This window comes from Burkholderia gladioli (genome assembly GCF_000959725.1).
Taxonomy (GTDB): Bacteria; Pseudomonadota; Gammaproteobacteria; order Burkholderiales; family Burkholderiaceae; genus Burkholderia; species Burkholderia gladioli.
Genome location: NZ_CP009323.1, coordinates 789779 through 813623 on the forward strand (window position 1 = coordinate 789779; position 23845 = coordinate 813623).

The following is a 23845-nucleotide window of genomic DNA, read 5'->3' on the forward strand; positions in this document are numbered from 1 at the left end:
GACCGGCTCGGGCAGCGGATGGCGGCGGGCTCGCAGGGGCGCGCCGCGCTTCAGCATCGTGCTTCAGCGCCGCGCGGGCGGCTCGCGGGAAGCGGCCGAGGCCTGCCCGGCCGCCGGCTCCGAGGCGATCGCCTGCACCACGTCGAAGGCCTTGGCCGCCGCCGCGGCCTCGCCGTCGCGCGCCTGGCGCCGCATCGCGCGGATGGCGACCAGCGCGGCCGCCACGCCCGCGGCGGCGCCCACCCCGAGCGCCCAGCGCGGGCCGAAGCGATCGGCCACCCAGCCGACGATGGGCGCGCCGATCGGCGTGCCGCCCATCACGATCGCCACCCGCAGCGCCGTCACGCGCCCGCGCATGCCGGGCTCGGTGGACAGTTGCATCAGGCTGTTCGAGGTATTGGTGATGGTCAGCGAGGCGATGCCGGTCACCACCAGCATCGCGGCGAAGATCCAGAAGCCCGGCGAGAGCGCCGCGCAGGCGCAGCCGAGCGCGAACATCGCCGAGCCGGCCAGCAGGGTGCGCAGGTTAGGCTGCTCCCGGCCGGCGGCCACCAAAGCGCCCGCAATGGTGCCGATCGCCATGATGGACGACAACAGGCCGAAGCCGCTCGCGCCGGCATGGAACACGTCCACCGCCATGGTCGAGATGAAGATCTGGAAGTTCAGGCCGAAGGTGCCGATCAGGAACAGCATGGCGAGGATCGCGATCAGGTCGGGCCGGCCGCTCACGTAGCGCAACCCGGCCGCGAGCCCGCCCTGGGCGCGCCGCGAACGCGCGCCCGGATGCTGGGCCGAGACGCGCAGCCGCGACAGCGACAGCAGCACCGCGCCGAACGACAGCCCGTTGATCACGAAGGCCCAGCCGGTGCCGACCGAGGCGATCACCACCCCGGCCACGCCAGGGCCGACCATGCGCGCGGCATTGAACACGGTGGAATTGAGCGCGACCGCGTTGGGCAGGTCCTCGTCGCCGACCAGCGAGGTAACGAAGGTCTGCCGCACCGGCGCGTCGAAGGCGGCCGCGCTGCCGAACAGCAGCGCGAACACATAGACATGCCAGAGCCGCGCCACGCCGGTCACCACGATCAGGCCCAGCAGCAGCGCGAACAGGCCCATCAGCGCCTGGGTCACGCGCAGCAGCTTGCGCTGGTCGAAATGGTCGGCGGCGTAGCCGGTCCAGGGCAGCAGCAGCATCTGCGGCGCGTATTGCAGCGCCATCACCAGGCCCACCGCCGAGGCGTCGTGGCGCGTGAGCTGGGTCAGCACCAGCCAGCTCTGCGCGGTGCGCTGCATCCAGGTGCCGATGTTCGAGACCAGCGCACCGGCCGCCCACAGGCGGTAGTTCGGATGACGCAGCGAACGGAACGAGCGGGCCAGGTTCATCGCGGCTCCGGGCTGGCGGTGGACGTGCAGGCGACGGGAGCGCGGGAGGTGCAAGCGAGGGAAGCGACAACCGAACGCGGCGCGCGGCTGGCCGGCAAGCACCTCGGTACAGAGGAATCGGATCGCTCGCCGCGCCTCATCGCTCAGTCCTCCGCGAGCCGCTGCAGCAGCGTGACGGCGGCAGCCAGCTCCTGGCGCTCGGCCGCCGACAGGCGTGCCTCGAGAGCGCGCCCGAGCCAATCCTCGCGCGCCGCGCGGCTGGCCCGCAGGCGCTCGCGATAGACCTCGGCCAGCGCGATCAGCGTCTGCCGGCCATCCTGGGGATCGGGCGACCCCGTCACGGCGCCGGCCGCCTCCAGCGCGGCGACGGTGGCGCGCATCGATTGCGGACGCACGCTCTCGGCGCGCGCCAGCGCGGAAACCGTGGCGGGACCGTCGCGTTCGAGGCGCAGCAGCACCGAGCGCTGCGAGGAGGTGAAATCGCCCGCGCGGCCCTGGTCACGCAGCCGGCGCATCAGCTTGCCGAGCGCGATGCGCAGCTCGCCGGCCAGATGCGCGGGTTCGTGCGGGGCGGGAGATGGGGAGACGGGGGACATGCGCGCAACGATAGCATCTATACAGGAAAACTGCACAGTTAAACTGTAAAGCCTGTTTCGACGGCAGGGCCGAGCCGGTCCCTGCCCGCGATCACGCGCGCCGTGGCTCGTCCGGTCATACCGCCGGATTTTTGCTCATGTCAGAATCGCCGGCGTTCCCGTCGATCCTCTTCATCGATCATGCCGACCCTGCCCAGCTCGTCCCGCCGCCAGTTGTTCCTGCTCTATGCCGGGCTGATCGGCGCCAACCTCGCCGCCTGGATCTGGGCGCTGGTGGTGCTGCACGACCATCCGCTGCTGCTCGGCACGGCCGCGCTCGCCTACGGCTTCGGCCTGCGCCACGCGGTGGACGCCGACCACATCGCCGCGATCGACACGGTCACGCGCAAGCTGATGCAGGACGGCAAGCGGCCCTTCTCGGTCGGCCTGTTCTTCTCGCTGGGCCACTCCACCATCGTGATCCTGGCCACGCTGGGCATCGCGATCTCGGCGCTGGCGCTGCGCTCGCGCTTCGACGGCTTCAAGGCCGTCGGCGGCACCATCGGCACGGCCGTCTCGGCGGGTTTCCTGCTGGTGCTGGCGCTGATCAACCTGGTGATCCTGCGCGACATCTGGCGCCGCTACCGTCGCGCTCGCGCGGCCGGCGCCGAAGCCGCCGCGCATCACGAGCACGAGGCGGGTAGCCATCACCACGCGCCGGGCGGCCTGCTCACGCGCCTGCTGCGCCCGCTGTTCCGCCTGGTCACCCGGAGCGCCCACATGTACCCGGTCGGGCTGCTGTTCGGCCTGGGCTTCGACACCGCCACCGAAATCGGCCTGCTCGCGATCGCCGCCGCGCAGGCCAACCAGGGCCTGCCGCTGCACGCGGTGCTGGTGTTTCCCGCGCTGTTCACGGCCGGCATGACCCTGATCGATTCGACCGACAACGTGCTGATGGTGCACGCCTATGGCTGGGCGATGGACGACCCGAAACGCAAGCTCGCCTACAACCTCAGCATCACCTTCGTGTCGGCCGCCGTGGCGCTGGTGATCGGCGGCGTGGAGGCGCTCGGTCTGGCCGCCGACAAGCTCGGCCTGGCGGGCGGCTTCTGGGATGCGATCGGCGCGATCAACGAGCGCTTCGGCGCGATCGGCTACGGCATCGTCGCGCTGTTCCTGGCCTGCTGGGTGGGCTCGATCCTGTTCCATCGCTGGCGCCGCGCCAGCTCGCAACTGGCCTGACGAAGCCGGGCGGAGCGCCGCCGGGCCTCCGCGGCGCCGCCATCGCTAGAGCATCTCCAGCGCCCGCTTGGCGCGCGGCGGCTCGAAGGCCACGTCGAGCCGCGCCAGCGCCGCATCGTCGAGCAGCAGGTCCTGCGCGGCGCGATTGGCGCGAACGTGCTCGACCGTGCCCGCCTTCGGAATCGCCAGCACCTCCTCGCGCCGCAGCACCCAGGCCAGCGCCACCTGCTCGGGCGTGAGGCCGCGCTCGGCGGCGATCTCGTCGAGCACGGTGCCGCGCGGCAGCCGCTGGTGGTCGATCGGGCTGTAGGCCATGGCCGGCATGCGATGCGTGGCCAGCCACGGCAGCAGGTCGAACTCGGGCCCGCGCCGCGCCAGGTTGTAGAGCACCTGGTTGGTCGCGCAGCCCGCGCCGCCCGCCGCGACCAGTTCCTCCATGTCGTCGGTGTCGAAATTGCTCACGCCCCAGTGGCGGATCTTGCCGGCCGCGCGCAGCGCCTCGAAGCCGGCCAGCGTCTCCTCCAGCGGCACGCCGCCGCGCCAATGCAGCAGGTAGAGATCGAGCCGGTCGGTGCCCAGGCGCTTCAGGCTGGCCTCGCAGGAGGCGATCATGCGACGGCGGTCGGCATTGTGCGGATAGACCTTGCTGACCAGGAACAGCTCGTCGCGCAGGCCGGCGATGGCCTCGCCGACCAGTTCCTCGGTGGCGCCCTCGCCGTACATCTCGGCGGTGTCGATCAGGGTCATGCCCAGTTCGATGCCGGCGCGCAGCGCGGCGATCTCGGCGGCGCGGCGCGCCGGCCGCTCGCCCATTTCCCAGGTGCCCTGCCCGAGCTTCGCGATCCTCTCGCCGTCGGGCAGCGCGATCGTCGTGGTGGTACTGGCCATCTCGTCCTCGCTGGTGATCCGGCAACAGGCCGGCTCGCCAGTGTAGCGAGGCACGCCGCGCGGCGCTCGCGCGCGTCCGGCATACGGACTATCACCGAGCCGGGCATCGCGAGCTATAACGGCGGCGCGCGATGTCATAAAATGACCCCACCCTGTTTCACACCTCCTTCATGAAGCCACCGACGGAAGACCGCTGGCACGATCTGCGCCCCGACCCGGACAAGGACACGCCGCTCTACCTGCAACTCGCCCGCAAGCTCGGCGACGCGATCCACGAGAACCGCTGGGCGGCCGGCGAGGCACTGCCGTCCGAGCGCGTGCTCTCGGAGGCGCTGGGCGTGTCGCGCATCACGGCGCGCAAGGCGATCGCGCTGCTGGTCGAGCAAGGCCTGATCCGCCGCACCCACGGCGCCGGCAACTTCATCCAGCCACGCTACGAAGACCCGCTCTCGCGCCTGTCGAGCTTCAGCGAGATGCTGCGCCGCCGCGGCTTCACCCCCAGCTCGCGCTGGATCGCGCGCAGCGTGCAGCCCGCCAATCGCGACGAGGTGATCCAGCTCGGGCTGTCGCCGGCCGCCTCGGTGACGCGCCTGAAGCGCCTGCGCCTGGCCGACGACATCGTGATGGCGGTCGAGGATTCGACCTTCCCCGCCACCCTGATGCCCGACCCGGCCGCGATCGGCGATTCGCTCTACTCCTACCTCGAACAGCGCGGCACGCCGATCGTGCGCGCGCTGCAGCATTTCCGCGCCGTCAACGCCAGCGAGGAGATCGCCCGGCAGATGGGCATCGCCCCGCACGACGCGCTCCTGCTGATCACGCGGATCGGCTACACGGCCGACCAGCGCGCCATCGAGCTGACCGATACCTACTGCCGCAACGACTACTACGACTTCGTGGTGGAGCTGCGCAAGTAACGCAATCGGCCGGCGCGCGGCGCAAGTTCCGTGCGCGCTCCCCCCGGTCGCGTCGGCGCATCGCGTGGATGCGCTCCCGCCATCTCAATCGAGCCAGCGCGGCGCGTCGGTGCCCGGCGGCACCGGCGGGCGCGACAGGCTCGGCGGCGTCTCCGACAGGCGCTCGGCCGGCCTCACGCCCCGCACCAGGCCGAACGGCGAGGCCAACGGCGCGTCCAGGCAGTCGCTCACCGCGTCGATGCCGAGCTCAGGCAGTTCGCGCCCCCCCTCGATCCGGCCGAAGGACTGCAGCCAGCGCCCGGTCTGCGCCAGCGAGACGCGCACACGCCAGCTCCCGCCCTCGCGCGCCCTGCGCCTGAGCGCCACCATCGCGCCGAACGCGGCCAGGTAGCCGGTCGCATGATCGAGCGCCTGGCAAGGCAGGTGCACCGGCGAATCCTGCCCGGCCGCGCGCTGCTCGTGCCAGGCGATGCCGCTGGCCGACTGCACCAGGCTGTCGAAACCGCGCCGCGTCGCCCAGGGTCCCTCGTAGCCATAGGCGCAGACCGACACGCTGACGATGCCCGGATGGCGCGCCGCCAGCGCCTCGTCCGAAAACCCGCGCGCGGCCAGCGCGCCGGGCCGGTACGACTGCAGGAACACGTCGGCGCCGCCCGCCAGCGCGTCGAGCGCGGCGCGGCCCTCGGCTTCGCACAGGTCGAGATGGGCCGAACGCTTGCCGCGCCCGTTGTCGATCACCAGGGCCGGGATGTTGGGCAGGTGCGGGCCGTTCACCAGCAACACCTCCGCGCCGTGCTGGGCCAGCGTGCGCCCGCCCACCGGGCCGGCGATGATGCGCGTCAAGTCGAGCACGCGCGTGCCCGACAAGGGCTGGGTGGCCTCGCCGGCGCCGATCGGGCGCGGCGGCGCATCGCCGATCCGCTCGATCTCGAACAGGGGCCGCCGCGCCAGCGCGCGCGCCGCCTCCAGGGCCTGCCATTCCTCCGGAGTTCGAATCAATGCCGCGCAGAGCCCGGCCTCGGCGAGCGTGGCGTCGAGTTCCGCGCCGTCGCGGCCGAGGATCGCCGCGGCGATCGCTTCCGGCGCGTCCTCGCAGCCCAGCACCGCGACGATGCCCTGCCGGTGATGCGCGAAATTCGCGTGCAACTGGATCCAGCGGCCATCGCGCGTGCGATAGAAACCGGTGGCGGGGTCTCGCGGCTCGGGCGGCGGCTTGCCGTCCACGCGCAGGTAGCGCTCGCTGCGGAACGCGGCCAGCGCCGCGCGCTGGGCCACCGACACCTGCTGCGCGCGCCCGGTGCGCGCCCGGAAACATTCGGCCGCGGCCAGCCCCGCCGCCGCGACGGTGGCGCTCGCGAGCGTGCCGACGCGATGCACCGAGGGCAGGCCCGGGTCCTCGCCATGATCGAATTCGACGCGCGCCAAGGCGTCGGCCGAGCCGCCCGCCATCTGCCATAGGGTGGCCAGGGCCTGTCGTGCATCCATGCTGATCTCCTGATCGACAATCGGTGCAGCGAGTCTAGAATTGCCGGTCGAGGCCGATCAATCTTGATGGCTCGAATCAATACATACAGATTTGTTTGCTTGATCGCGTGCGACTGCGCGAAAGGGAGCCCTTGCGATGCCCCGCATCAACGCGGCCGAAGCCGCCCGCCTGCTCGGCGTGAGCGTGCCGACCCTGTATGCCTATGTCAGCCGCGGGCTGCTCGCCTCGCATGCCGACGGCCGCACCCGCCAGCGCGGCTACGACGCCGACGAGGTGCGCCTGCTGGCGCGCCGCCGCGCCGACGCCAAGCGCGCGGGCGGCGTGGCCGAGCGTTCGCTCGACTGGGGCGTGCCGGTGCTGGAGTCGAGCATCACCCAGATCGTCGGCGGCCGGCCGCATTATCGCGGCCGCGACGCGATCGGCCTGGCCGCATCGGCCTCGCTGGAAACCGTGGCCGCGCTGCTGTGGGATTGCCCGACCGAGCGCCTCGCCACGCAACCGGCACTCGCCGGACCGGAGCTGGCGCGCTGGCAGGGCTGGCTGCGGGACTGGGCCGACTGCGCGCCGCTGGAGCGCGCGCTGGCGATGCTGCCTGCCTGCGCCGCGCGGCTGCCGCGCCGGTGGGCGCCCGGCGAGCAGGCGCGGCTGGAGGTGGCGGTGGCGCTGCTGCGCGCCACGCTCGCGGCGCTGGCCGGCGGCCTGCCCTGCGCGCGCCCGGCGCACCTTCAACTCGCCGAGGCCTGGAAGCTGGACACGCGGCATGCCGAGCTGCTGCGCGCCGCCCTGGTGCTCTGCGCCGATCACGAACTAAACCCCTCGACCTTCGCGGTGCGCTGCATCGCCTCGACCGGCACCCACCTGTTCGGCGCGATCGCGGGCGGCCTGGCCGCGCTTGCCGGGCCGCGCCACGGCGGCGAGACGGTACGCGCGCGAGCCCTGCTCGACGAAGCCGCGCGCGCGGCCGACCTGGACCGCTACCTGGCGATCCGGCTCGCGCACGACGAACGCGGCGAGGGCGGCCGCACGCGCCTGGCCGGCTTCGGTCATCCGCTCTATCCCGACGGCGACCCGCGCGCCGGCGCGCTGCTCGGGATGCTGCGCGAGCATGCCGGGCTCGACGCCACGGCGCGCGAGGCGCTGCGCAGCGCGCTGGCGGTGCTGGACGGCGTGGCGGCCGCCACCGGCGAGCGGCCGACCGTCGATTTCGCGCTGGCGCTGCTCGAACGCGTGCTGGCGCTGCCGGAGGGCGCCGCCTTCACGCTGTTCGCCGCCGGGCGCGCGGCGGGCTGGATCGCGCACGCGCTGGAGCAGCAGCGCGAAGGCAAGCTGATCCGGCCGCGCGCGCGATATGTCGGCGTCGATCCGCTCGACGTCGACCCGGCCGGCGCGTGATGCCGCTCGCGCCGGCGCCGAACGATGCATTCCCGCGCGACGCGGCCTCGATAGACCTGAAGGCACCGGTCCCGCTGCGCCCCGAAGGCGGCGTTTCCGGCGCATAAGGAGCACGAAACATCGTGCCGAGGGCCCGGCGCCTCGATCATCCGCCCCCGAATCGGCTGCGCATCCGTCACGCTTTTCCTACAATGACGGCTGTCCGCGACTCCGAGCCCCGCCATGTCCCGTCCTCCCGCCGCCACGCCGAGCGAATCGTCCCTGACCGTGATGCTGTGGGTCGTGGCCACCGGCTTCTTCATGCAAACGCTGGACGCGACCATCGTCAACACGGCCCTGCCCTCGATGGCGGCGAGCCTCGGCGAATCGCCGCTGCGCATGCAGTCGGTGGTGATCGCCTACTCGCTGACGATGGCGGTGATGATCCCCGTCTCGGGCTGGCTGGCCGACACCTTCGGCACGCGCCGCGTGTTCTTCAGCGCGATCCTGATCTTCTCGGCCAGCTCGCTGCTGTGCGCCAACGCGCACACGCTGCCGCAACTGGTGGCCTTCCGCGTCGCGCAGGGCGTGGGCGGCGCGATGCTGCTGCCGGTCGGCCGGCTCGCGGTGCTGCGCACCTTCCCGGCCGAGCGCTACCTGCCCGCGCTGTCCTTCGTCGCGATCCCGGGCCTGATCGGCCCGCTGATCGGCCCCACGCTGGGCGGCTGGCTGGTCAAGATCGCCTCCTGGCACTGGATCTTCCTGATCAACGTGCCGGTCGGCGTGGTCGGTTGCCTGGCCACCTACTACTCGATGCCCGATTCCCGCAATCCCTCGGTGGGCCGCTTCGACCTGCGCGGCTACCTGCTGCTGACCACCGGCATGATCGCCGTGTCGCTGTCGCTCGACGGGCTCGCCGACCTCGGCATGGACCACGCCGCCGTGCTGGTGCTGATGATCCTCGGCCTGGCCTCGTTCGTCGCCTACGGCCTGTACGCGGTGCGCGCGCCGAACCCGATCTTCTCGCTCGAGCTGTTCCGGATCCACACCTTCAGCGTGGGCCTGCTCGGCAACCTGTTCGCGCGCATCGGCAGCGGCGCGATGCCCTACCTGATCCCGCTGCTGCTGCAGGTCAGCCTCGGCTACTCGGCCTTCGAGGCCGGCCTGATGATGCTGCCGGTGGCCGCCGCCGGGATGTTCTCCAAGCGCGTGATCACCGGGCTCATCACGCGCCACGGCTACCGCAAGGTGCTGCTGGCCAATACCGTGATGGTCGGGCTGCTGATGGCCAGCATGGCGCTGATGAGCGATCGCCTGCCGCTGTGGCTGCAGGTGCTGCAGCTGGCGATCTTCGGCGGCTTCAATTCGATGCAGTTCACCGCGATGAACACGCTCACGCTCAAGGACCTCGGCACCGGCGGCGCGAGCAGCGGCAACAGCCTGTTCTCGCTGGTGCAGATGCTGTCGATGAGCCTGGGCGTGACGGTAGCCGGCGCGCTGCTGGCCACCTTCACCGGCGTGATGCGCAGCGTCACCCCCACCCACACGCTGCCGGCCTTCCACGCCACCTTCCTGTGCGTGGGCATCATCACGGCCGGCTCGGCCTGGATCTTCGCCCAGCTCTCGCCGGACGTGCGCGGCGCGGCCAAGAAGACCGATCCCTCGGAACGCGCCTGAGCGGCGCGAACGGGGCCGCGCGGGTGCGCGGCGCGCCCCGCGATGCACCGCCGCGGTGCAATCCAGGCCCGCGCCGGACCGGCCGCCCCCCTCGTCCTCGCCCCGAACCCGCCGAGACGGGCGGCGCCTGCCGCGCATGCTTCTTGCTCCTTCATGTGCGCTAGGTAAACTGTCACCCTCTCCCCGGCCGCCACCATGATGACCATGATCGACATCGATCCTCCCGGCTTCCAGCCGCCGCGCCCCGTCGCGGGCGACGACGGCAACCGGCGCACCGTGCTGTACGGCGACTACACCGTGTTCAGCGTGTTCCAGCCGGTGTTCTCGGTCTCGCACCGCCGCGCGATCGGCTATCACGCCTCGCTGCGCGCGCATGGCGGCGACGGCGCCCAGGTGCCCTCGCACGAGGTGTTCACACAGGCGGCGCGGCGCGGCGACCTGCTGGAGCTGGGGCGGCTGGCGGAATCGCTGCACCTGGGCAACTTCCACGCCTTCGACAGCCAGGAGGAATGGCTCTTCCTGAGCCTGCACCCGGCCGCGCTGATGGACACCATCTACGGCGACGCCCTGCTGGCCAACCTCAAGGCGCTCGGCCTGCCGCCGCAGCGCGTGGTGCTCGAGGTGCCCGAGCAGGCCGGGGGCGACACGCCGCGCTTCGGCGCGATCGTCGACGGGCTGCGCAAGGCCGGCTTCCTGATCGCGCTGGGCGGCTTCGGCGCCAAGCATTCGAACATCGACCGCGTCTGGCACCTGCATCCCGACATCGTCACGCTCGATCGCGGCATCCTGGCCCAGGCCAGCGAGCACTCGCATCTGGAGCGCGTGCTGCCGGGGCTGGTCTCGCTGCTGCACGAATCGGGGCAACTGGTGCTGATGGGCGGCCTGTCGACCGAACGCGAGGCGCTGATCGCGCTCGAATGCAATGTCGATTTCGTGCAGGGCACCTACTTCTCGGGGCCCAGCGTCGAGCCGGTGCAGCCGCAGGCCGCCGCCGGCTGCATGGATACGCTGTCGGCCGCGCTGCGGCTGCGCGTGGCGGAACGCGAGCGCAACCAGCAGGCGCGTCTCGCGCCCTACCTGAGCGCGCTCGAACAGGCCAGCACCCAGCTCGGCGCCGGCCAGGACGTGGAGACGGCCACCGCCGCGCTGCTGGCCCTGCCCGACGCGGCACGCTGCTTCCTGCTGGACGCCTCGGGCCACCAGATCGGCGACAACGTGCTGCCGCGCATCCGCAGCTCGCAGCGCGCCAAGCGCTTCCGCCCGCTGCTGCATTCCGAAGGCGCGAGCTGGGAGCGACGCCCCTACTTCATCGACGCGATGCGCGCGCCCGGCCGCGTGCGCGTGACGCCGCCCTACCTGTCGATCAACGAGGCGCACCTGTGCGTGACCGCCTCGGTGGCCGCGCCCGGCGCGGACGGCATGCAGGTGCTGTGCGTCGACATCAACTGGTGATCTGATCGGGAAGAGGCCGGCGGGCATCTTGCTCAAGCAGGCTCAGGCCGGCTCGGGCGGCGTGGGCGCCTCGCCGGCGGCATCGAGCAGGGTGTGCAGCAGCACCTCGGCGCGCCAGCGCTTGCGGGCGCGATCGCGCCCGGCCAACAGCACCAGCTCGCGCAGCCGCGCATTGACCGGTGCGGCCATGCCGATCTCGGCGGCGAGCCGGACGATCTCGCCGTTGAGCCAGTCGATCTCGGTCGAGCGGCCCGCGGACAGATCGTCGGCCATCGAGGAGCGCGCCAGCGGATCGATCTCGAGCATCGAGTTCGCCAGGCGCGAGAACAGCGCATCGGGCAGCGACAGCAGCCCCGGCATCCAGCCCGGCGGCAGCAGGGTCAGCCAGGCCGGCCGCAGGCCCGCGCGGCGCAGCACGCGCAAGGCCTCGCGCTGGGCCAGCGCCAGGCAGCGCCGATAGTCGCGCTGCGCGAGCTGCTCGCGCAGCGGCAGCGCCGAGAGCGCATTCACCGCATTGTTGAGATTGAGCAGCAGCTTGGCCCACTGCACGGCCAGGATGTCCTCGCTGTGCCGCAGCGGCAGCACCGCGCGATCGAACACCTCGTCGATCCTCGCCAGATGCGGCGAGGCCTCCACCACCAGTTGCCCGCCCGAGCCCTGGTGGAACAGGCCGTCGCCGCGCGCGATCACGTTGAAGGGCACCATGCCGGCCAGCACCGTGCGCGCCGGCAGCGCGATGCGCAGCGCATCGGCCTGGCGCACGCCGTTCTGGAAACTGATCACCACCGTGCCGGGGCGCAGCACCGGCTCGAGCGCGGCGGCCGCCGCCGGCGTGGCGGTGCACTTGACGCTGACCAGCACCACCTCGGCATCGGCCAGCGAGCGCGGATCGGTGTCGAAGGCGATGCGCTCGGGCGCGACCTGCGCCTCGCGGCCCAGGTAGTCGTTCAGCGTGAGGCCGTGTTCGCGCAGCATCTCGCCGGTCGCGGCGCGCCCCACGAAGCGCACGTCGCCGCCGGCGACGGCGAGCCGGCCGCCGATGTAGCAGCCGATCGCCCCCGCGCCGAACACGGCGATCCTGGTCACCCGGCTCAGGCGCTCGCGCCGCGCGGCCCGTGACGCTGCGGGCCCGAGCGTCGTTCGATCTCGTCGCGCAGCGCGCGGCGCAGGCCCATCGCGAACGCCACCTCGGCCACCACGAACAGCGGCCCGATCGCCAGGCCGATCACGTCGTCGACGAAGGCAGGCTTGCGGCCCTCGAAGGCGTGGCCGACGAACTGGATCACCCAGCCGAGCAGGAACAGGCCGATCCCGGAACCGAGCCAGAGCGCGGTGCTCCCACCGGCCAGCGCGCGCGCCAACCACAGCGTGAGCGCCAGCAGCACGCTCATGGCCAGGCCGAAGCGCAGGTCGAGCCGCAGGTAGTAGATAGCGATGGCCACCGTCACCAGCAGCGCCGGGGTCAGCGCGATGCCGGCCGGCGTGCCCGCCACCGGCCGCGACAGCAGCACGGCCACGGCGAGCACGATCATCGGGATGCCGAACAGGTGTGTGAGGATATTGCGCGTATCGCGGTGATACGCGGCGTAGTTGGCGAGTTGATCGGTCAGTGTCTTCATCGTGTCTGCCTCCTTGACGAGCGCTATCATGCGTCTTGCCCAGCGCCTACGCTGTCAGCTACCCGACATCCCCATGCCCGCGCCGCCCGCCGACCTGCTCCCCCGACTCGACGCGAACCCCTGGTTCCGCGCACTGCCCGACGCGCTGCGCGCGAGCCTGCTCGATCTCGCCACGCCGCGCGAACTCGCCGCCGGCGAGACCCTGTTCCGGCGCGGCGACCCGCCCTGCGGCCTGTATGCCGTGCTGTCCGGCGCGCTGAGCATCGGCGCGGTCGATCCGGACGGACGCGAGGCCCTGCTGACCGTTCTCGAGCCGACCACCTGGTTCGGCGAGATATCTTTGTTCGACGGCCAGCCCTGCACACACGATGCGATTGCCGTGGAGAACACACGACTTTTGCATCTCGCGCAAGCTGCACTGCAACACGTGCTCGAGGCCGAACCGCGTTACTGGCGACACTTCGGGCTCCTGATGGCGCAGAAGCTGCGGCTGTCGTTCCTGACCGTGGAGGCGATCAGCGTGATGCCGGCCGCGCAGCGGCTGGCCGCGCGCCTGCTGATGATCGCCGAGGGTTATGGCGGGATCAGCACCGGCCACACGCGAATCCGGCTCTCGCAGGAGAAGCTCGCCGCGCTCGCCTCGCTCACGCGCCAGACCACCAACCAGCTGCTCAGGGAGCTGGCCGCGCGCGGCATCGTGCGGGTGCAGGTCGGCGAGATCGAGATCCTCGATCGCGACGCGCTGCGCGCCGCCAGCGGCGAGATCGGCCGCGCGCTCTGAGCGCGGGCCGGCGGGCCGGGCGCGCCTCGCGATCCCGAGGCGCGGAACTTGTTAGCATGGCCGCTTCGCAACACCAAGCGACGCGCCGCGCGCGCCGCGTATCTTGTCATCCACTCTTCCAGCGAGGCCTCGAACGATGTCGCCAGCCAGCCCGATCTTCCAACGCATCCTGCTCACCAACGACGACGGCTACGACGCGCCGGGCCTCAAGGTGCTGGAGGAAGTCGCCGCGACGCTGGCGCGCGAGGTCTGGGTGGTCGCGCCGATGGCCGACCAGAGCGGCACCTCGCATTCGATCAGCCTGCACGAGCCGCTGCGCGTGCATCGCGAGGGCGAGCGCCGCTTCGCCGTGCGCGGCACGCCGGGCGACTGCGTGGCTGTCTCGGCCGGCCATCTGATGCGCGAGGCGCCGCCCGAGCTGGTGCTCTCGGGCATCAATCGCGGCGCCAACCTCGGCACCGAGACGGTGTTCTCGGGCACGGTGGGCGCCGCGATGACGAGCATGCTGCTCGGCATCCCCGCCATCGCGCTGAGCCAGGCCTTCGCCGATCGCAACGCGGTGCCCTGGGGCACGGCCGCCGCGCACGCGGCTGGCGTGATCCGCCAACTGGCGCACGCCGGCTGGGAGCGCGATGCCTGCCTGAACGTGAACTTCCCGGCGGTGGCCGCCGACGCGGTGGGTTCGCTGAAGGTGACGCAGCAGGGCATCGGCCTGCTCGGCGGCATCGAGGTGGTGTCGCGCACCGATCCGCGCGAACTCGACTATCACTGGCTGCGGCTCAGCCGCGGCCCGCGCGACGATGCGCCCGACTCGGAAACCGCCTCGCTGCGAGCCGGCCATGTGACGGTCACGCCGCTCAAGTTCGAGCGCACCCACGATACGGCCCGCGCGCGGCTCGCGCAGAAGCTGGCGGGCTGAGCGGCGTAGCCACGCTCATCGGCGCTCGCGACATGCTCGCCCGCCGGCGAGCGTCACGGGCCGGCCGCGGCCTCGTCGAACACGGCGGCGGCCGAGCGCAGCCGAGCCACGTCCTGAGCCGGCGACGCGCCGAATTGCCGGGCGTATTCCCGCGAGAACTGCGAGGCGCTTTCATAACCGACCGCGAAGGCCGCCTCGGTGACGGCGCGGTTCTCGATCATCAGCAGCCGGCGCGCCTGCTGCAGCCGGACGATCTTCTGGTATTGCAGCGGCGCCAAGGTCGTCACCGCCTTGAAGTGGCGATGAAAGGTCGCCAGGCTCATGCCGGCCAGCTCCGCCAGTTCCTCGATACGCAAGGGCTGGTCGTAGCGCGTGCGAATGCGGGCGACGGCGCGCCGGATCCGGTACAACCGGCCATCCGCGCGCGCGATCTGGCGCAGCACGCGCGCATGCGGCCCCTGCAGCAGACGGAACAGGATTTCCCGCTCGATCAGCGGCGCCAGGGCCGGAATCTCGGCGGGATGGTCGAGCAGGCGGATCATGCGGACCCAGGCGTCGAGCAGGGCCGCCGAGACGGGCTCGACGGCAAAGCTCGCGCCCGCTTCCCCATCGCGCACCTGCGGCAGGTGCGCCAGCAGCTCGGCGACGATCGCCGGCTCGAAGACGAGGCTGATCGCCAGGTAAGGCCGCTGCCGGCTGGCCTCGACGATGCGGCCCGTGGCCGGCACTTCCACCGCGGTCACGAAGCAGTTGCCCGGATCGTAGTCCAGCACCCGGTCGCCGACGATCACGCGCTTCGCGCCCTGCACGACCAGGCAAAGCATCGGCTCGTACAGCCCCGCCAGCGGGCCCGTGGCGGCCTGTCCGCGCGACAGCGACACGCGCGCGATGGCCGTGTCGGTCCGGCGTCCCTGCGCGTGGCGCAGCAGCCCCTCGCGCAATTCGGATAGATATCGTTCCATGCAGCGAGTATGGTTCGCCACCCTCGCCCCCCACAAGCTCGGCACCGGGCGATTGAGAGAATCGGGCAAGTCATTGACAGGATCGGACGCGTGCCGCGCGGGTCGCCCTCCTAGCATGGGAGCACTTTCCCAAGGAGGTCCCCCTCATGCACGATCGACACACCGCCCTCGTGACCGGCGCGAACAAGGGCATTGGACGAGAAATCGTCCGGCAACTGGCACGACGCGGCTACACCGTCTGGATGGGATGCCGCGACGCGCAGCGAGGAGAACAAGCCGTGCAGGAATTGAAGCAAGCCGGCATGGATGTGCACCTGCTCGAGATCGACGTGGCGGACGACGAGAGCGTAGCCCGGGCGGCGCGCGCCCTGGCCGGGCAGACCGACCATCTCGACGCGCTGGTCAACAACGCCGGCATCCTGGGGCCGCGCGCCCATGCGCTGGAGGAATCGACGACGCAAATGCTGGCGACCTACCAGGTCAACGTGTTCGGCGCGGTGCGGGTGACCCAGGCGTTCCTGGGCCTGCTGAAGGCCGCGCGTTGCGCGCGCGTCGTGAACGTCAGCAGCGGGCTCGGCTCGCTCACCCTCACGTCCGATTTCACCAGCCGCTACAGCGGCTTCAACCACCTCGGATACAACAGCTCGAAAGCCGCGCTCAACGGCGTGACGGTCTCGCTCGCGAATGCCTTGCGCGAGTTCGGCATCAAGGTGAACTCGGCGGACCCGGGCTACGTGGCCACCGACTTCAACGACCACGCGGGGCCTCGCACGGTCGAGCAGGGCGCCACGCCCGCGGTGCGGCTCGCGACGCTCGACGAGGATGGCCCCACCGGGCGGTTCTTCGACGAATACGGCCCGCAGGCCTGGTAGCGCAGCCGGCGGCTTGAAAATGAAAAAACCCTCGCGAGGAGGGCTTTCGAATCGAACGGAACCTGCCGTGACTTACGCGAAGTTCTTCGCGGCGAAGTCCCAGTTCACGATGTTCCAGAACGCTTCGACGAACTTCGGACGCGCGTTGCGGTAGTCGATGTAGTAGGCGTGTTCCCACACGTCGATCGTCAGCAGCGGCTTGGCGTCGGTGGTCAGCGGCGTGGCGGCGTTGCTGGTCGAGACCAGGTCGAGCGAGCCGTCGGCCTTCTTCACCAGCCAGGCCCAGCCCGAACCAAAGGTGCCCACGGCCGTCTTCGTGAAGGCTTCCTTGAAGGCGTCGAACGAACCCCACTTGGCGTTGATCGCGTCGCCCAGCGCGCCGGTCGGCGCACCGCCGCCCTGCGGCGAGAGGCTGTTCCAGAAGAAGGTGTGATTCCAGATTTGCGCGGCGTTGTTGAAAATACCGCCCGACGACTTCTTCACGATCTCCTCGAGCGAGAGGTTCTCGAACTCGGTGCCCGGGATCAGGTTGTTCAGGTTCGTCACATAGGTCTGGTGGTGCTTGCCGTAGTGGAACTGGATCGTCTCTGCCGAAATGTGCGGAGCGAGCGCGTCTTCAGCGTACGGCAGCGGCGGGAGCGTATGAGCCATGGCGATTCCTTTGAAGTATGTGGGGGACTAGGGCCTGCAGAGCGTCCGATTGTAGGCGAGACCGAATAACCCCGCAAACTCGCGGGTATTCGAAATCGCCGCCTCCGTCCGACCGGCAGGGATGGTGCGATAACGGCGAGACGCAAGATCGGCGCCCGGGTTCGACAGTTTCCCGATATCCGATATCACGCTCGCTGCATGATGGAGACGAGCATGAATCGGTCCCGTGAATGCGGCATGTCGCGAGCCGTCGCGCCGAGACTCAGAAGTTCTCGTCCAGGCGCGGCTGCACGTCGGCCAGCGAGACGTCGGCGCTGCCTTCGGCCAGGTGCACGGTCAGGCGGCGCTGCGGTTTCAGCGCGCCGGGCGCGCGCACCGCGCGGCCGGTCTGGGTGTCGATCAGCGCGGCGTAACCGCGTTCCAGCGTGCGTTGCGGGCTCAGCACCTCGAGCCGCGCCGCGCAGCCCGCCACGCGCGCGGCGGCGCGCTCGTGGCGATGGCGCAGCGCCACGCCCAGCCGCTGCGACCAGCCCGTCACCGACAGGCGCGCGGCCGCCACGTCGGGCCGCGTGCGCTGCCAGCGCAGCATCACCAGCGCGAAACGCGCGCGCGCATCGCGCACCGGCCGCGCGCCGGCCGAGGTCAGCCGCAGCGCGAGCTGCTGCAGATGGGTGCGCTGGCGCGCCAGGCGCTCGGCAGGGCTGACCAGCCGGCGCGCCAGCCAGTCGAGCTGCTGGGCGCGCGCCTCGAGCCCGCGCCGCAGGCCGCGGCGCAGCTCGGCCTGGCGCTCGCCCAGCTCGCGCAGCAGCAGCGCTCGCTGGGGGCTGACCAGTTCGGCCGCGCCGGTCGGCGTCGGCGCGCGCAGGTCGGCGGCGAAATCGGCAATGGTGAAATCGGTCTCGTGGCCCACGCCGCTGACCACCGGCAGCTCGCTGGCGGCGATCGCGCGCGCCAGCGCCTCGTCGTTGAAGGACCAGAGATCCTCGATCGAGCCGCCGCCGCGGCACACGATCAGCACGTCCACCTCGCGGCGCGCATTCGCCGTCTGCACCATCGCGGTCAGCTTCTCGGCCGCGCCGGCGCCCTGCACCGGCGCCGGGTAGACGATCACCGGCAGGTGCGGGGCGCGCCGGGCGAGCGTGCTCAGCACGTCGCGCAAGGCAGCAGCCTGCAGCGAGGTGACGATGCCGATGGCGCGCGGGAAAGCCGGCAGCGCGCGCTTGCGCTCGGCCGCGAACAGGCCCTCGGCCTCGAGCTCGGCCTTCAGGCGCAGGAAGGCCTCGAACAGCTTGCCCTGCCCGGTGCGCCGCACCGCCTCGACGCTCAGTTGCACCTCGCCGCGCGGCTCGTACATGGTGACCAACGCGCGCACCTCGATGCGATCGCCCTCGCGCGGCGTAAACGGCGCGTGCTGGGCCCGGCCGCGGAACATCACGCAGCGCATCTGCGCGTCTTTGTCCTTGATCGAGAAGTACCAGTGGCCGCTCGCCGCGCGCGTGAAGTTCGACACTTCGCCCGATACCCAGCACAGCGGGAAGGCGCGCTCGAGCATCGAGCCGATCGCGCGGTTCAGCGCGGAGACGGGGATCACGCCGTCGCCGGCGTTCGCGCCGCCGGGGCCAGGCAGGTAGGGATCGGATTGCATTGCGTGAGGAGGATGAGGGAGCGGGCACACGATAGCGTCGCCGCGCCGCTCCGGCAAGCCTCGCGGCCGGCATGGCGCGCGGCCAGACGAAGTGTCCACATCCGCGCCGGATCAGGGACAGAGACGCAACAAAGCTCTCAAAAACCCTTAAGAAATCCGTCAAGTCCTTGATTTTGCTTGCTTTATTTGTGACATATTGTGACAGGACGCCGATCGGATGGCCGCCGTGCGGGCCTTTGCGCCGATCGCGAGGCCAGTTTTTCACAGACTTATCCACAGCCGCGTCGATCCGTCCACAGGGCTGGACGACTTGCCGCGCGCGGCGGCACCGCGCTAGAGTGCCGCCTTTCGGAACACGCCCGAGCCGCCTGGTCGGCGGTTCGGGCGCGCGTCCGCCTCGCCCCACCGGAGAACCCCGTTGACCGCTTCGTCCGCTCCCGCTTCGCCACGGTCCGCCGCGTCGGCAGTTCGTCCGTCCGTCATGGCTCCGTGCTCGCGCCGCGCCGGCGCCGCCGCCCGATGAGCCGCGGAGGCCTGGGCGCGCGCCTGGAGGCCACGCTGGCGCGCGAATGGCAGCGGCGCGGGGCGCTGGCCTGGGCCTTGACGCCGCTGGCCGCCGTGTTCGGCGGCATCGCCGCGCTGCGCCGCCTGGCCTTCGCGGCCGGCTGGAAGCCGATCGTCGACACCGGCCTGCCGGTGGTGGTGGTCGGCAACGTGACGGTGGGCGGCACCGGCAAGACGCCGACCGTGATCGCCCTGATCGAGGCGCTGCGCGCCAACGGCTTCCATCCCGGCGTGGTGTCGCGCGGCTACGGCGCCGAGATCCGCGAGCCGACCGAGGTCGCGCCCGATTCGCCGGCCTCGCGCGCCGGCGACGAACCGCTGCTGATCGCGCGCCGTACCCAGGCGCCGGTGGTGGTCTGCCCGGACCGGGTGGCGGCGATCCGCGCGCTGGCCGCCGCGCATCCCGAGGTAGACGTGGTGGTCAGCGACGACGGCCTGCAGCACTACCGGATGGCGCGCCGCGTCGAGCTGGTGGTGTTCGACCACCGGCTCGGCGGCAACGGCTTCCTGCTGCCGGCCGGCCCCTTGCGCGAGCCGCTGTCGCGTCGACGCGACGCCACCCTGGTCAACGATCCCTACAGCCGCGCGCTGCCGCCCTGGCCGAACACCTACGCGCTGCGGCTCGCGCCCGGCGACGCCTGGCATCTCGACGAGCCCTCGCGACGCCGCCCGCTGGCCCAGTTCGCCGGCGAGCGGGTGCTGGCCGCGGCCGGCATCGGCGCGCCCGAGCGCTTCTTCGCGACCCTGCGCGCGGCGGGCCTGGCCCCCGCCACGCGGGCCCTGCCCGACCATTACGCCTACGCCGAGAACCCCTTCGCGCACGACGATGCCGACGTGATCCTGATCACCGAGAAGGATGCAGTAAAATTGGGCGCTTCCTGGCGCGATGCCCGACTCTGGGTCGTCCCTGTCGAGGCCGCGCTCGATCCCCGCCTTATCGCTCTCGTTGTGGAGAAACTCCGTGGACGCTCGCCTGCTTGAAATCATCGTGTGCCCGATCTGCAAGGGCCCGCTCCAGCATGACCGCGCCGCGCAGGAATTGATCTGTCATGCCGACAAGCTGGCCTACCCGATTCGCGACGGCATCCCCGTGATGCTGGTCGACGAAGCGCGACAGACCGTCGAGGGCACGCCCGTCGACCCTGCCGGCCCCGCCGCCACGCACTGAGGCGCCGGCCGAACACCGGCCAGCCGCCCCGCTCGCGCCCGCCCCCGTGGCGGGCGCGGCGCTTTCGAACCCGTTCGCTCCCGATCCCATCGATGACCACTCCGTCGCCCTTCATCGCCGTCGTGCCGGCCCGCCTCGCCTCCACGCGCCTGCCCAACAAGCCGCTCGCCGATATCGGCGGCAAGCCGATGGTGGTGCGCGTGGCCGAGCGCGCGCGCGAGGCCGGCGCGGCCCGCGTGCTGGTGGCTTCCGATGCGCCCAGCGTGCTCGAGGCCGCGCAGGCGGCCGGTTTCGAGGCCCTGCTCACGCGCGCCGACCATCCCTCGGGCACCGATCGCCTGGCGGAGGTGGCCACCACGCTGGCGCTGCCCAACGACACGATCGTGGTCAACGTGCAGGGCGACGAGCCCCTGATTGACCCGACACTCGTCCGCGACGTAGCGTCGCACCTCGCAACGCACCCGGATTGTGCAATCGCAACTGCCGCGCATCCGATCCATGATCCGGAGGAAGTGTTCAATCCGAACGTGGTGAAGGTCGCGCTCGACGCGAAAAGCGTTGCGCTGTATTTCTCGCGCGCGCCGATCCCCTGGTCGCGCGATGCCTGGCAGGCGCACTGGCCGGCCGTCGAAACCATGCCCGGGCCGGCCTTCCCGGCCTATCGGCACATCGGGCTGTATGCCTATCGCGCGCGTTTCCTGCGCAGCTACCCGGGCCTCGCGCAGGCGCCGATCGAGCAGGCCGAGCAGCTCGAACAGCTGCGCGCGATGTGGCACGGCGAGCGGATCGCCGTGCTCGTCACAAAATCAGCCCCGGCACCGGGCGTCGACACCCCCGCCGATCTGGCTCGCGTGCAGGCCCTTTTTCGGTCGACCGAAAAATAAGCCATGGCATAATCGGGCGACTGTGCGAGCCCTCAGGCGCCGCCCACGTTGAGTCGCGCTCGCCCGCTCCCCCGCCGGCAGCCGCGCCGGCCCCGCTGCCGGCGCCGCCGTCAGACCGGCCGGAGCCTGTCGTTCGCAGCCGACCCGCGGGCCGCGCGCCGATGTGATCCCCTCGCGCCACACATTCACGAAACTTGGAGATATCACCATGCGTTTGATCCTGTTGGGCGCTCCCGGCGCCGGCAAGGGCACCCAGGCCACCTTCATCAAGGAAAAGTTCGGGATCCCGCAGATCTCGACGGGCGACATGCTGCGCGCGGCCGTGAAGGCCGGCACGCCGCTCGGCGTCGAGGCGAAGGGCTACATGGACGAAGGCAAGCTCGTGCCGGATTCGCTGATCATCGGGCTGGTCAAGGAGCGCCTGAAGGAAGCCGACTGCCAGAACGGCTATCTGTTCGACGGCTTCCCGCGCACCATCGCCCAGGCCGACGCCATGAAGGACGCCGGCGTGGCGATCGACTACGTGCTCGAAATCGACGTGCCCTTCTCCGAGATCATCGAGCGCATCAGCGGTCGCCGCACCCACCCGGCCTCGGGCCGCATCTACCACGTGCGCTTCAATCCTCCGAAGGTCGAGGGCAAGGACGACGTGACGGGCGAGCCGCTGATCCAGCGCGACGACGACAAGGAAGAAACCGTCAAGAAGCGTCTGGACGTATATGAAGCGCAGACCAAACCGCTGATCAGCTATTACGGCGACTGGGCCAAGCGCGGCGAGGAAAACGGCCTGCAGGCGCCGGCCTATCGCAAGATCTCGGGCCTGGGCAGCGTTGACGAAATCCGCCAGCGTGCCTTCGACGCGCTGAAGTAAGCACGCCGCGCCACGCGCGAGCGTCAAGGGCCGCCCCTCGCCGGGCGGCTTTTTTTCGCACGCCGCGCCACGCGCGAGCGTTAAGGGCCGCCCCTCGCCGGGCGGCTTTTTTTCGTCCCGCGACCGAGAAACGCACGATCGTTCGCTTCACGCCGCCGTCGCGCCGCCTTCCGTACAATCGACCGGGATCGCCAATAACAAACCAACGGGAGCAAGGATGGAACTACGCGACAACGTGTTTCTGATCACCGGCGGCGCCTCGGGGCTGGGCGCGGGCACCGCGCGCATGCTGGCCGGCGCGGGCGCCAAGGTGGTGCTGGCCGACCTGAACCGCGAGGCCGGCGAGGCGCTGGCCCGCGAGCTGGGCGGCCTGTTCACGGCCTGCGACGTGACGCGCGAGGACGACGCCAAGGCCGCCGTGGAAGCGGCCACCGGGCTCGGCACGCTGCGCGGCCTGATCAATTGCGCGGGCATCGCGCCCGCCGCGAAGACGGTCGGCAAGGACGGCCCGCATGCGCTGGAGCTGTTCGCCAAGGTGGTGTCGATCAACCTGGTCGGCACCTTCAACATGGCGCGCCTGGCGGCCGCGGCGATGTCGGCCAATGCGCCGGCTGCCTCGGGCGAGCGCGGCGTGATCATCAATACCGCCTCGGTGGCGGCCTTCGACGGCCAGATCGGCCAGGCCGCCTACGCCGCCTCGAAGGCCGGCGTGGCCGGCATGACGCTGCCGCTGGCGCGCGACCTGTCGCGCAACGCGATCCGCGTGATGACGATCGCGCCGGGCATCTTCGAGACGCCGATGCTGCTCGGCATGCCGCAGGAGGTGCAGGACGCGCTCGGCGCGATGGTGCCGTTCCCGCCGCGCCTGGGCAAGCCCGAGGAATACGCGATGCTGGCGCGCCAGATCCTCGAGAACACCATGCTCAACGGCGAGGTGATCCGCCTGGACGGCGCGATCCGGATGCAGCCGAAGTAAGCACGCGGCCTGCCCGCCCGATGCGACGACGCCCGCGATCCCCGATGAGGGAATCGCGGGCGTCGTTCATGATGCCGGCCTTGGCCCCGTCCTGTCTCAGTCCTCGTCGCCGCGCCGCATGCGCTGGCGCAGCTCGCTCAGTTGCGCCTCGACGATGGTCGCGTCGACCGCCTCCGGACATTCCTCGAGATACATCTCGAGATCCTCCAGCGCGGGACGCAGGTAGTCGAGCCGCGCGTAGGCGAAACCGCGGTCGCGCACCTCGTCGAGCTGGCCCGGCAGCAGCACCACCAGCCGCTGCTGGACCGCCAGGAGACGCTGCCAGCGCTCGGTCTGCAGGTAGATCGCCTTCAGGTTGTTGAGCATGCGCGCCAGCACCTCGCGGCTGGTGGCCGGCTGCAGCAGCGCGCGCAGCGTGCTGGCCATGGTCTGCTCGGGATGGGCGACGTAGGGCTCCAGCATCTCGACCAAGTCCGATTCGGACAGCGAACGGCCGGTGGTCGGATCGATCATCGCGTCGCCGTCGGGCAGGCTCGCGCGCAGCAGGAAATGGCCGGGGAACGACACGCCGCGCACCGACAGCCCGATCTGCCCGGCCAGCTCCAGGTAGATCACCGACAGCGAGATCGGGATCCCGCGGCGGCGCTTGGCCACCATGTTCAGGTAGCTGTTGTCGGGATCGTAATAATCGTTGTGGTTGCAGGCGAAGCCGAGCTCGCGGAAGAAGAAGTCGTTGAGCGCGTCGACCTTGTCGCGATCGCTCGTGCCGGTGCGCGCGCGCCGGCGAAAGCGCAGCACCAGCGCGTCCAGCTCGGCCAGCACCGCCTGCATGTCGAGGTCCGGGTAGGCATCCTGCGCGAGCGAGAGCGCGGCCTCGGTCAGCGGCAGGCTGTCGTCCTCGGCCACCAGGGTGCTGAAGAAATCGAGTACTCGGGTCATGGT

23 protein-coding genes are annotated in these 23845 nt (G+C 71.1%); 13 read left to right on the plus strand and 10 right to left on the minus strand.

Annotated features, from left to right (window positions below):
• Positions 1–63: 63 nt before the first annotated feature.
• Positions 64–1383 carry an MFS transporter gene (locus BM43_RS20425; protein WP_036049468.1) on the minus strand — a complete coding sequence of 440 codons (1320 nt, stop codon included), beginning with the start codon at positions 1381–1383 and terminating at the stop codon, positions 64–66.
• A gap of 143 nt (positions 1384–1526) precedes the next feature.
• On the minus strand, positions 1527–1979 hold the full coding sequence (locus BM43_RS20430; RefSeq protein ID WP_036049465.1) for a MarR family winged helix-turn-helix transcriptional regulator: 453 nt from the start codon (positions 1977–1979) through the stop codon (positions 1527–1529).
• 180 nt (positions 1980–2159) lie between these two features.
• On the opposite strand from BM43_RS20430, the gene BM43_RS20435 reads away from it, so the two are divergent.
• Entirely contained in the window at positions 2160–3200 is a 1041-nt protein-coding gene (locus tag BM43_RS20435) for a HoxN/HupN/NixA family nickel/cobalt transporter (protein WP_036049463.1), read from the plus strand.
• Positions 3201–3245: 45 nt separating this feature from the next.
• Here the strand turns inward: BM43_RS20435 and BM43_RS20440 are convergent, their stop codons facing one another.
• Positions 3246–4088: an aldo/keto reductase gene (locus BM43_RS20440; RefSeq protein ID WP_036049461.1), complete on the minus strand. Its 843-nt coding sequence runs from the start codon at positions 4086–4088 to the stop codon at positions 3246–3248.
• A 170-nt stretch (positions 4089–4258) separates the two neighbouring features.
• Here BM43_RS20440 and BM43_RS20445 point away from each other — a divergent pair, with 170 nt between their 5' ends.
• Positions 4259–5005, plus strand: a complete 747-nt coding sequence (locus tag BM43_RS20445) for a GntR family transcriptional regulator (RefSeq protein WP_036049458.1) — start codon at positions 4259–4261, stop codon at positions 5003–5005.
• 84 nt (positions 5006–5089) lie between these two features.
• On the opposite strand, the gene BM43_RS20450 is transcribed toward BM43_RS20445, so the two are convergent.
• Positions 5090–6490 carry a CoA transferase gene (locus tag BM43_RS20450; RefSeq protein ID WP_036049456.1) on the minus strand — a complete coding sequence of 467 codons (1401 nt, stop codon included), beginning with the start codon at positions 6488–6490 and terminating at the stop codon, positions 5090–5092.
• Between the two features lie 136 nt (positions 6491–6626).
• On the opposite strand from BM43_RS20450, the gene BM43_RS20455 reads away from it, so the two are divergent.
• From BM43_RS20455 to BM43_RS20465, 3 genes are all read left to right on the plus strand, one after another.
• A complete protein-coding gene (locus BM43_RS20455; protein ID WP_036049453.1) occupies positions 6627–7883 on the plus strand; it encodes a citrate/2-methylcitrate synthase in 1257 nt (418 codons plus the stop codon).
• Positions 7884–8105: 222 nt separating this feature from the next.
• Positions 8106–9539: a multidrug transporter subunit MdtD gene (gene mdtD / locus BM43_RS20460; protein ID WP_013699166.1), complete on the plus strand. Its 1434-nt coding sequence runs from the start codon at positions 8106–8108 to the stop codon at positions 9537–9539.
• Positions 9540–9737: 198 nt separating this feature from the next.
• Positions 9738–10991: an EAL domain-containing protein gene (locus BM43_RS20465; RefSeq protein ID WP_036038570.1), complete on the plus strand. Its 1254-nt coding sequence runs from the start codon at positions 9738–9740 to the stop codon at positions 10989–10991.
• Positions 10992–11033: 42 nt separating this feature from the next.
• Here the strand turns inward: BM43_RS20465 and BM43_RS20470 are convergent, their stop codons facing one another.
• Positions 11034–12077 (minus strand): 2-dehydropantoate 2-reductase, encoded by a 1044-nt coding sequence (locus tag BM43_RS20470; RefSeq protein WP_036049451.1) that lies wholly within the window; start codon positions 12075–12077, stop codon positions 11034–11036.
• Positions 12078–12082: 5 nt separating this feature from the next.
• Positions 12083–12610 (minus strand): Mpo1 family 2-hydroxy fatty acid dioxygenase, encoded by a 528-nt coding sequence (locus tag BM43_RS20475; protein ID WP_036049448.1) that lies wholly within the window; start codon positions 12608–12610, stop codon positions 12083–12085.
• Between the two features lie 73 nt (positions 12611–12683).
• On the opposite strand from BM43_RS20475, the gene BM43_RS20480 reads away from it, so the two are divergent.
• A complete protein-coding gene (locus BM43_RS20480) occupies positions 12684–13391 on the plus strand; it encodes a Crp/Fnr family transcriptional regulator (protein WP_036038451.1) in 708 nt (235 codons plus the stop codon).
• 136 nt (positions 13392–13527) lie between these two features.
• Positions 13528–14310, plus strand: a complete 783-nt coding sequence (surE, locus tag BM43_RS20485) for a 5'/3'-nucleotidase SurE (RefSeq protein ID WP_036049446.1) — start codon at positions 13528–13530, stop codon at positions 14308–14310.
• A 53-nt stretch (positions 14311–14363) separates the two neighbouring features.
• Here surE and BM43_RS20490 read toward each other — a convergent pair whose 3' ends face one another.
• The gene (locus BM43_RS20490) at positions 14364–15272 is read right to left on the minus strand and encodes an AraC family transcriptional regulator (RefSeq protein ID WP_036049444.1); all 909 of its coding nucleotides are present in this window, start codon (positions 15270–15272) and stop codon (positions 14364–14366) included.
• Between the two features lie 146 nt (positions 15273–15418).
• Here BM43_RS20490 and BM43_RS20495 point away from each other — a divergent pair, with 146 nt between their 5' ends.
• Positions 15419–16144 (plus strand): SDR family oxidoreductase, encoded by a 726-nt coding sequence (locus BM43_RS20495; protein WP_036049441.1) that lies wholly within the window; start codon positions 15419–15421, stop codon positions 16142–16144.
• A 72-nt stretch (positions 16145–16216) separates the two neighbouring features.
• On the opposite strand, the gene sodB is transcribed toward BM43_RS20495, so the two are convergent.
• Together sodB and xseA are read right to left on the minus strand one after the other, a co-directional pair.
• On the minus strand, positions 16217–16795 hold the full coding sequence (gene sodB, locus BM43_RS20500) for a superoxide dismutase [Fe] (RefSeq protein ID WP_013699174.1): 579 nt from the start codon (positions 16793–16795) through the stop codon (positions 16217–16219).
• Positions 16796–17057: 262 nt separating this feature from the next.
• Positions 17058–18440: an exodeoxyribonuclease VII large subunit gene (gene xseA / locus BM43_RS20505; RefSeq protein WP_036049439.1), complete on the minus strand. Its 1383-nt coding sequence runs from the start codon at positions 18438–18440 to the stop codon at positions 17058–17060.
• Between the two features lie 519 nt (positions 18441–18959).
• Here xseA and lpxK point away from each other — a divergent pair.
• The 5 genes from lpxK to BM43_RS20530 all read left to right on the plus strand — a co-directional run bounded on the left by lpxK (position 18960) and on the right by BM43_RS20530 (position 22903).
• A complete protein-coding gene (gene lpxK / locus BM43_RS20510) occupies positions 18960–19985 on the plus strand; it encodes a tetraacyldisaccharide 4'-kinase (protein WP_036049436.1) in 1026 nt (341 codons plus the stop codon).
• A complete protein-coding gene (locus tag BM43_RS20515; protein ID WP_013699177.1) occupies positions 19966–20172 on the plus strand; it encodes a Trm112 family protein in 207 nt (68 codons plus the stop codon). Before lpxK ends, BM43_RS20515 begins: the two co-directional genes overlap by 20 nt.
• Positions 20173–20264: 92 nt before the next feature.
• On the plus strand, positions 20265–21056 hold the full coding sequence (gene kdsB, locus BM43_RS20520) for a 3-deoxy-manno-octulosonate cytidylyltransferase (RefSeq protein WP_036049433.1): 792 nt from the start codon (positions 20265–20267) through the stop codon (positions 21054–21056).
• Between the two features lie 208 nt (positions 21057–21264).
• Positions 21265–21927 carry an adenylate kinase gene (gene adk, locus BM43_RS20525; protein ID WP_013699179.1) on the plus strand — a complete coding sequence of 221 codons (663 nt, stop codon included), beginning with the start codon at positions 21265–21267 and terminating at the stop codon, positions 21925–21927.
• 217 nt (positions 21928–22144) lie between these two features.
• Positions 22145–22903, plus strand: a complete 759-nt coding sequence (locus tag BM43_RS20530) for an SDR family NAD(P)-dependent oxidoreductase (RefSeq protein ID WP_036049430.1) — start codon at positions 22145–22147, stop codon at positions 22901–22903.
• A gap of 96 nt (positions 22904–22999) precedes the next feature.
• Here BM43_RS20530 and BM43_RS20535 read toward each other — a convergent pair whose 3' ends face one another.
• Positions 23000–23842, minus strand: coding sequence for a SirB1 family protein (locus BM43_RS20535; RefSeq protein ID WP_036053018.1), 843 nt, complete (start codon positions 23840–23842; stop codon positions 23000–23002).
• Positions 23843–23845 lie beyond the last annotated feature (3 nt).

Excerpts from the sequence above, each read along its gene's own strand:
- BM43_RS20425 (WP_036049468.1), bottom strand. The coding sequence starts at position 1,383 with ATGAACCTGGCCCGCTCGTTCCGTTCGCTGCGTCATCCGAACTACCGC.
- BM43_RS20430 (WP_036049465.1), bottom strand. The coding sequence starts at position 1,979 with ATGTCCCCCGTCTCCCCATCTCCCGCCCCGCACGAACCCGCGCATCTG.
- BM43_RS20435 (WP_036049463.1), top strand. The coding sequence starts at position 2,160 with ATGCCGACCCTGCCCAGCTCGTCCCGCCGCCAGTTGTTCCTGCTCTAT.
- BM43_RS20440 (WP_036049461.1), bottom strand. The coding sequence starts at position 4,088 with ATGGCCAGTACCACCACGACGATCGCGCTGCCCGACGGCGAGAGGATC.
- BM43_RS20445 (WP_036049458.1), top strand. The coding sequence starts at position 4,259 with ATGAAGCCACCGACGGAAGACCGCTGGCACGATCTGCGCCCCGACCCG.
- BM43_RS20450 (WP_036049456.1), bottom strand. The coding sequence starts at position 6,490 with ATGGATGCACGACAGGCCCTGGCCACCCTATGGCAGATGGCGGGCGGC.
- BM43_RS20455 (WP_036049453.1), top strand. The coding sequence starts at position 6,627 with ATGCCCCGCATCAACGCGGCCGAAGCCGCCCGCCTGCTCGGCGTGAGC.
- mdtD (WP_013699166.1), top strand. The coding sequence starts at position 8,106 with ATGTCCCGTCCTCCCGCCGCCACGCCGAGCGAATCGTCCCTGACCGTG.
- BM43_RS20465 (WP_036038570.1), top strand. The coding sequence starts at position 9,738 with ATGACCATGATCGACATCGATCCTCCCGGCTTCCAGCCGCCGCGCCCC.
- BM43_RS20475 (WP_036049448.1), bottom strand. The coding sequence starts at position 12,610 with ATGAAGACACTGACCGATCAACTCGCCAACTACGCCGCGTATCACCGC.
- BM43_RS20480 (WP_036038451.1), top strand. The coding sequence starts at position 12,684 with ATGCCCGCGCCGCCCGCCGACCTGCTCCCCCGACTCGACGCGAACCCC.
- surE (WP_036049446.1), top strand. The coding sequence starts at position 13,528 with ATGTCGCCAGCCAGCCCGATCTTCCAACGCATCCTGCTCACCAACGAC.
- BM43_RS20490 (WP_036049444.1), bottom strand. The coding sequence starts at position 15,272 with ATGGAACGATATCTATCCGAATTGCGCGAGGGGCTGCTGCGCCACGCG.
- BM43_RS20495 (WP_036049441.1), top strand. The coding sequence starts at position 15,419 with ATGCACGATCGACACACCGCCCTCGTGACCGGCGCGAACAAGGGCATT.
- sodB (WP_013699174.1), bottom strand. The coding sequence starts at position 16,795 with ATGGCTCATACGCTCCCGCCGCTGCCGTACGCTGAAGACGCGCTCGCT.
- xseA (WP_036049439.1), bottom strand. The coding sequence starts at position 18,440 with ATGCAATCCGATCCCTACCTGCCTGGCCCCGGCGGCGCGAACGCCGGC.
- lpxK (WP_036049436.1), top strand. The coding sequence starts at position 18,960 with ATGAGCCGCGGAGGCCTGGGCGCGCGCCTGGAGGCCACGCTGGCGCGC.
- kdsB (WP_036049433.1), top strand. The coding sequence starts at position 20,265 with ATGACCACTCCGTCGCCCTTCATCGCCGTCGTGCCGGCCCGCCTCGCC.
- adk (WP_013699179.1), top strand. The coding sequence starts at position 21,265 with ATGCGTTTGATCCTGTTGGGCGCTCCCGGCGCCGGCAAGGGCACCCAG.
- BM43_RS20530 (WP_036049430.1), top strand. The coding sequence starts at position 22,145 with ATGGAACTACGCGACAACGTGTTTCTGATCACCGGCGGCGCCTCGGGG.
- BM43_RS20535 (WP_036053018.1), bottom strand. The coding sequence starts at position 23,842 with ATGACCCGAGTACTCGATTTCTTCAGCACCCTGGTGGCCGAGGACGAC.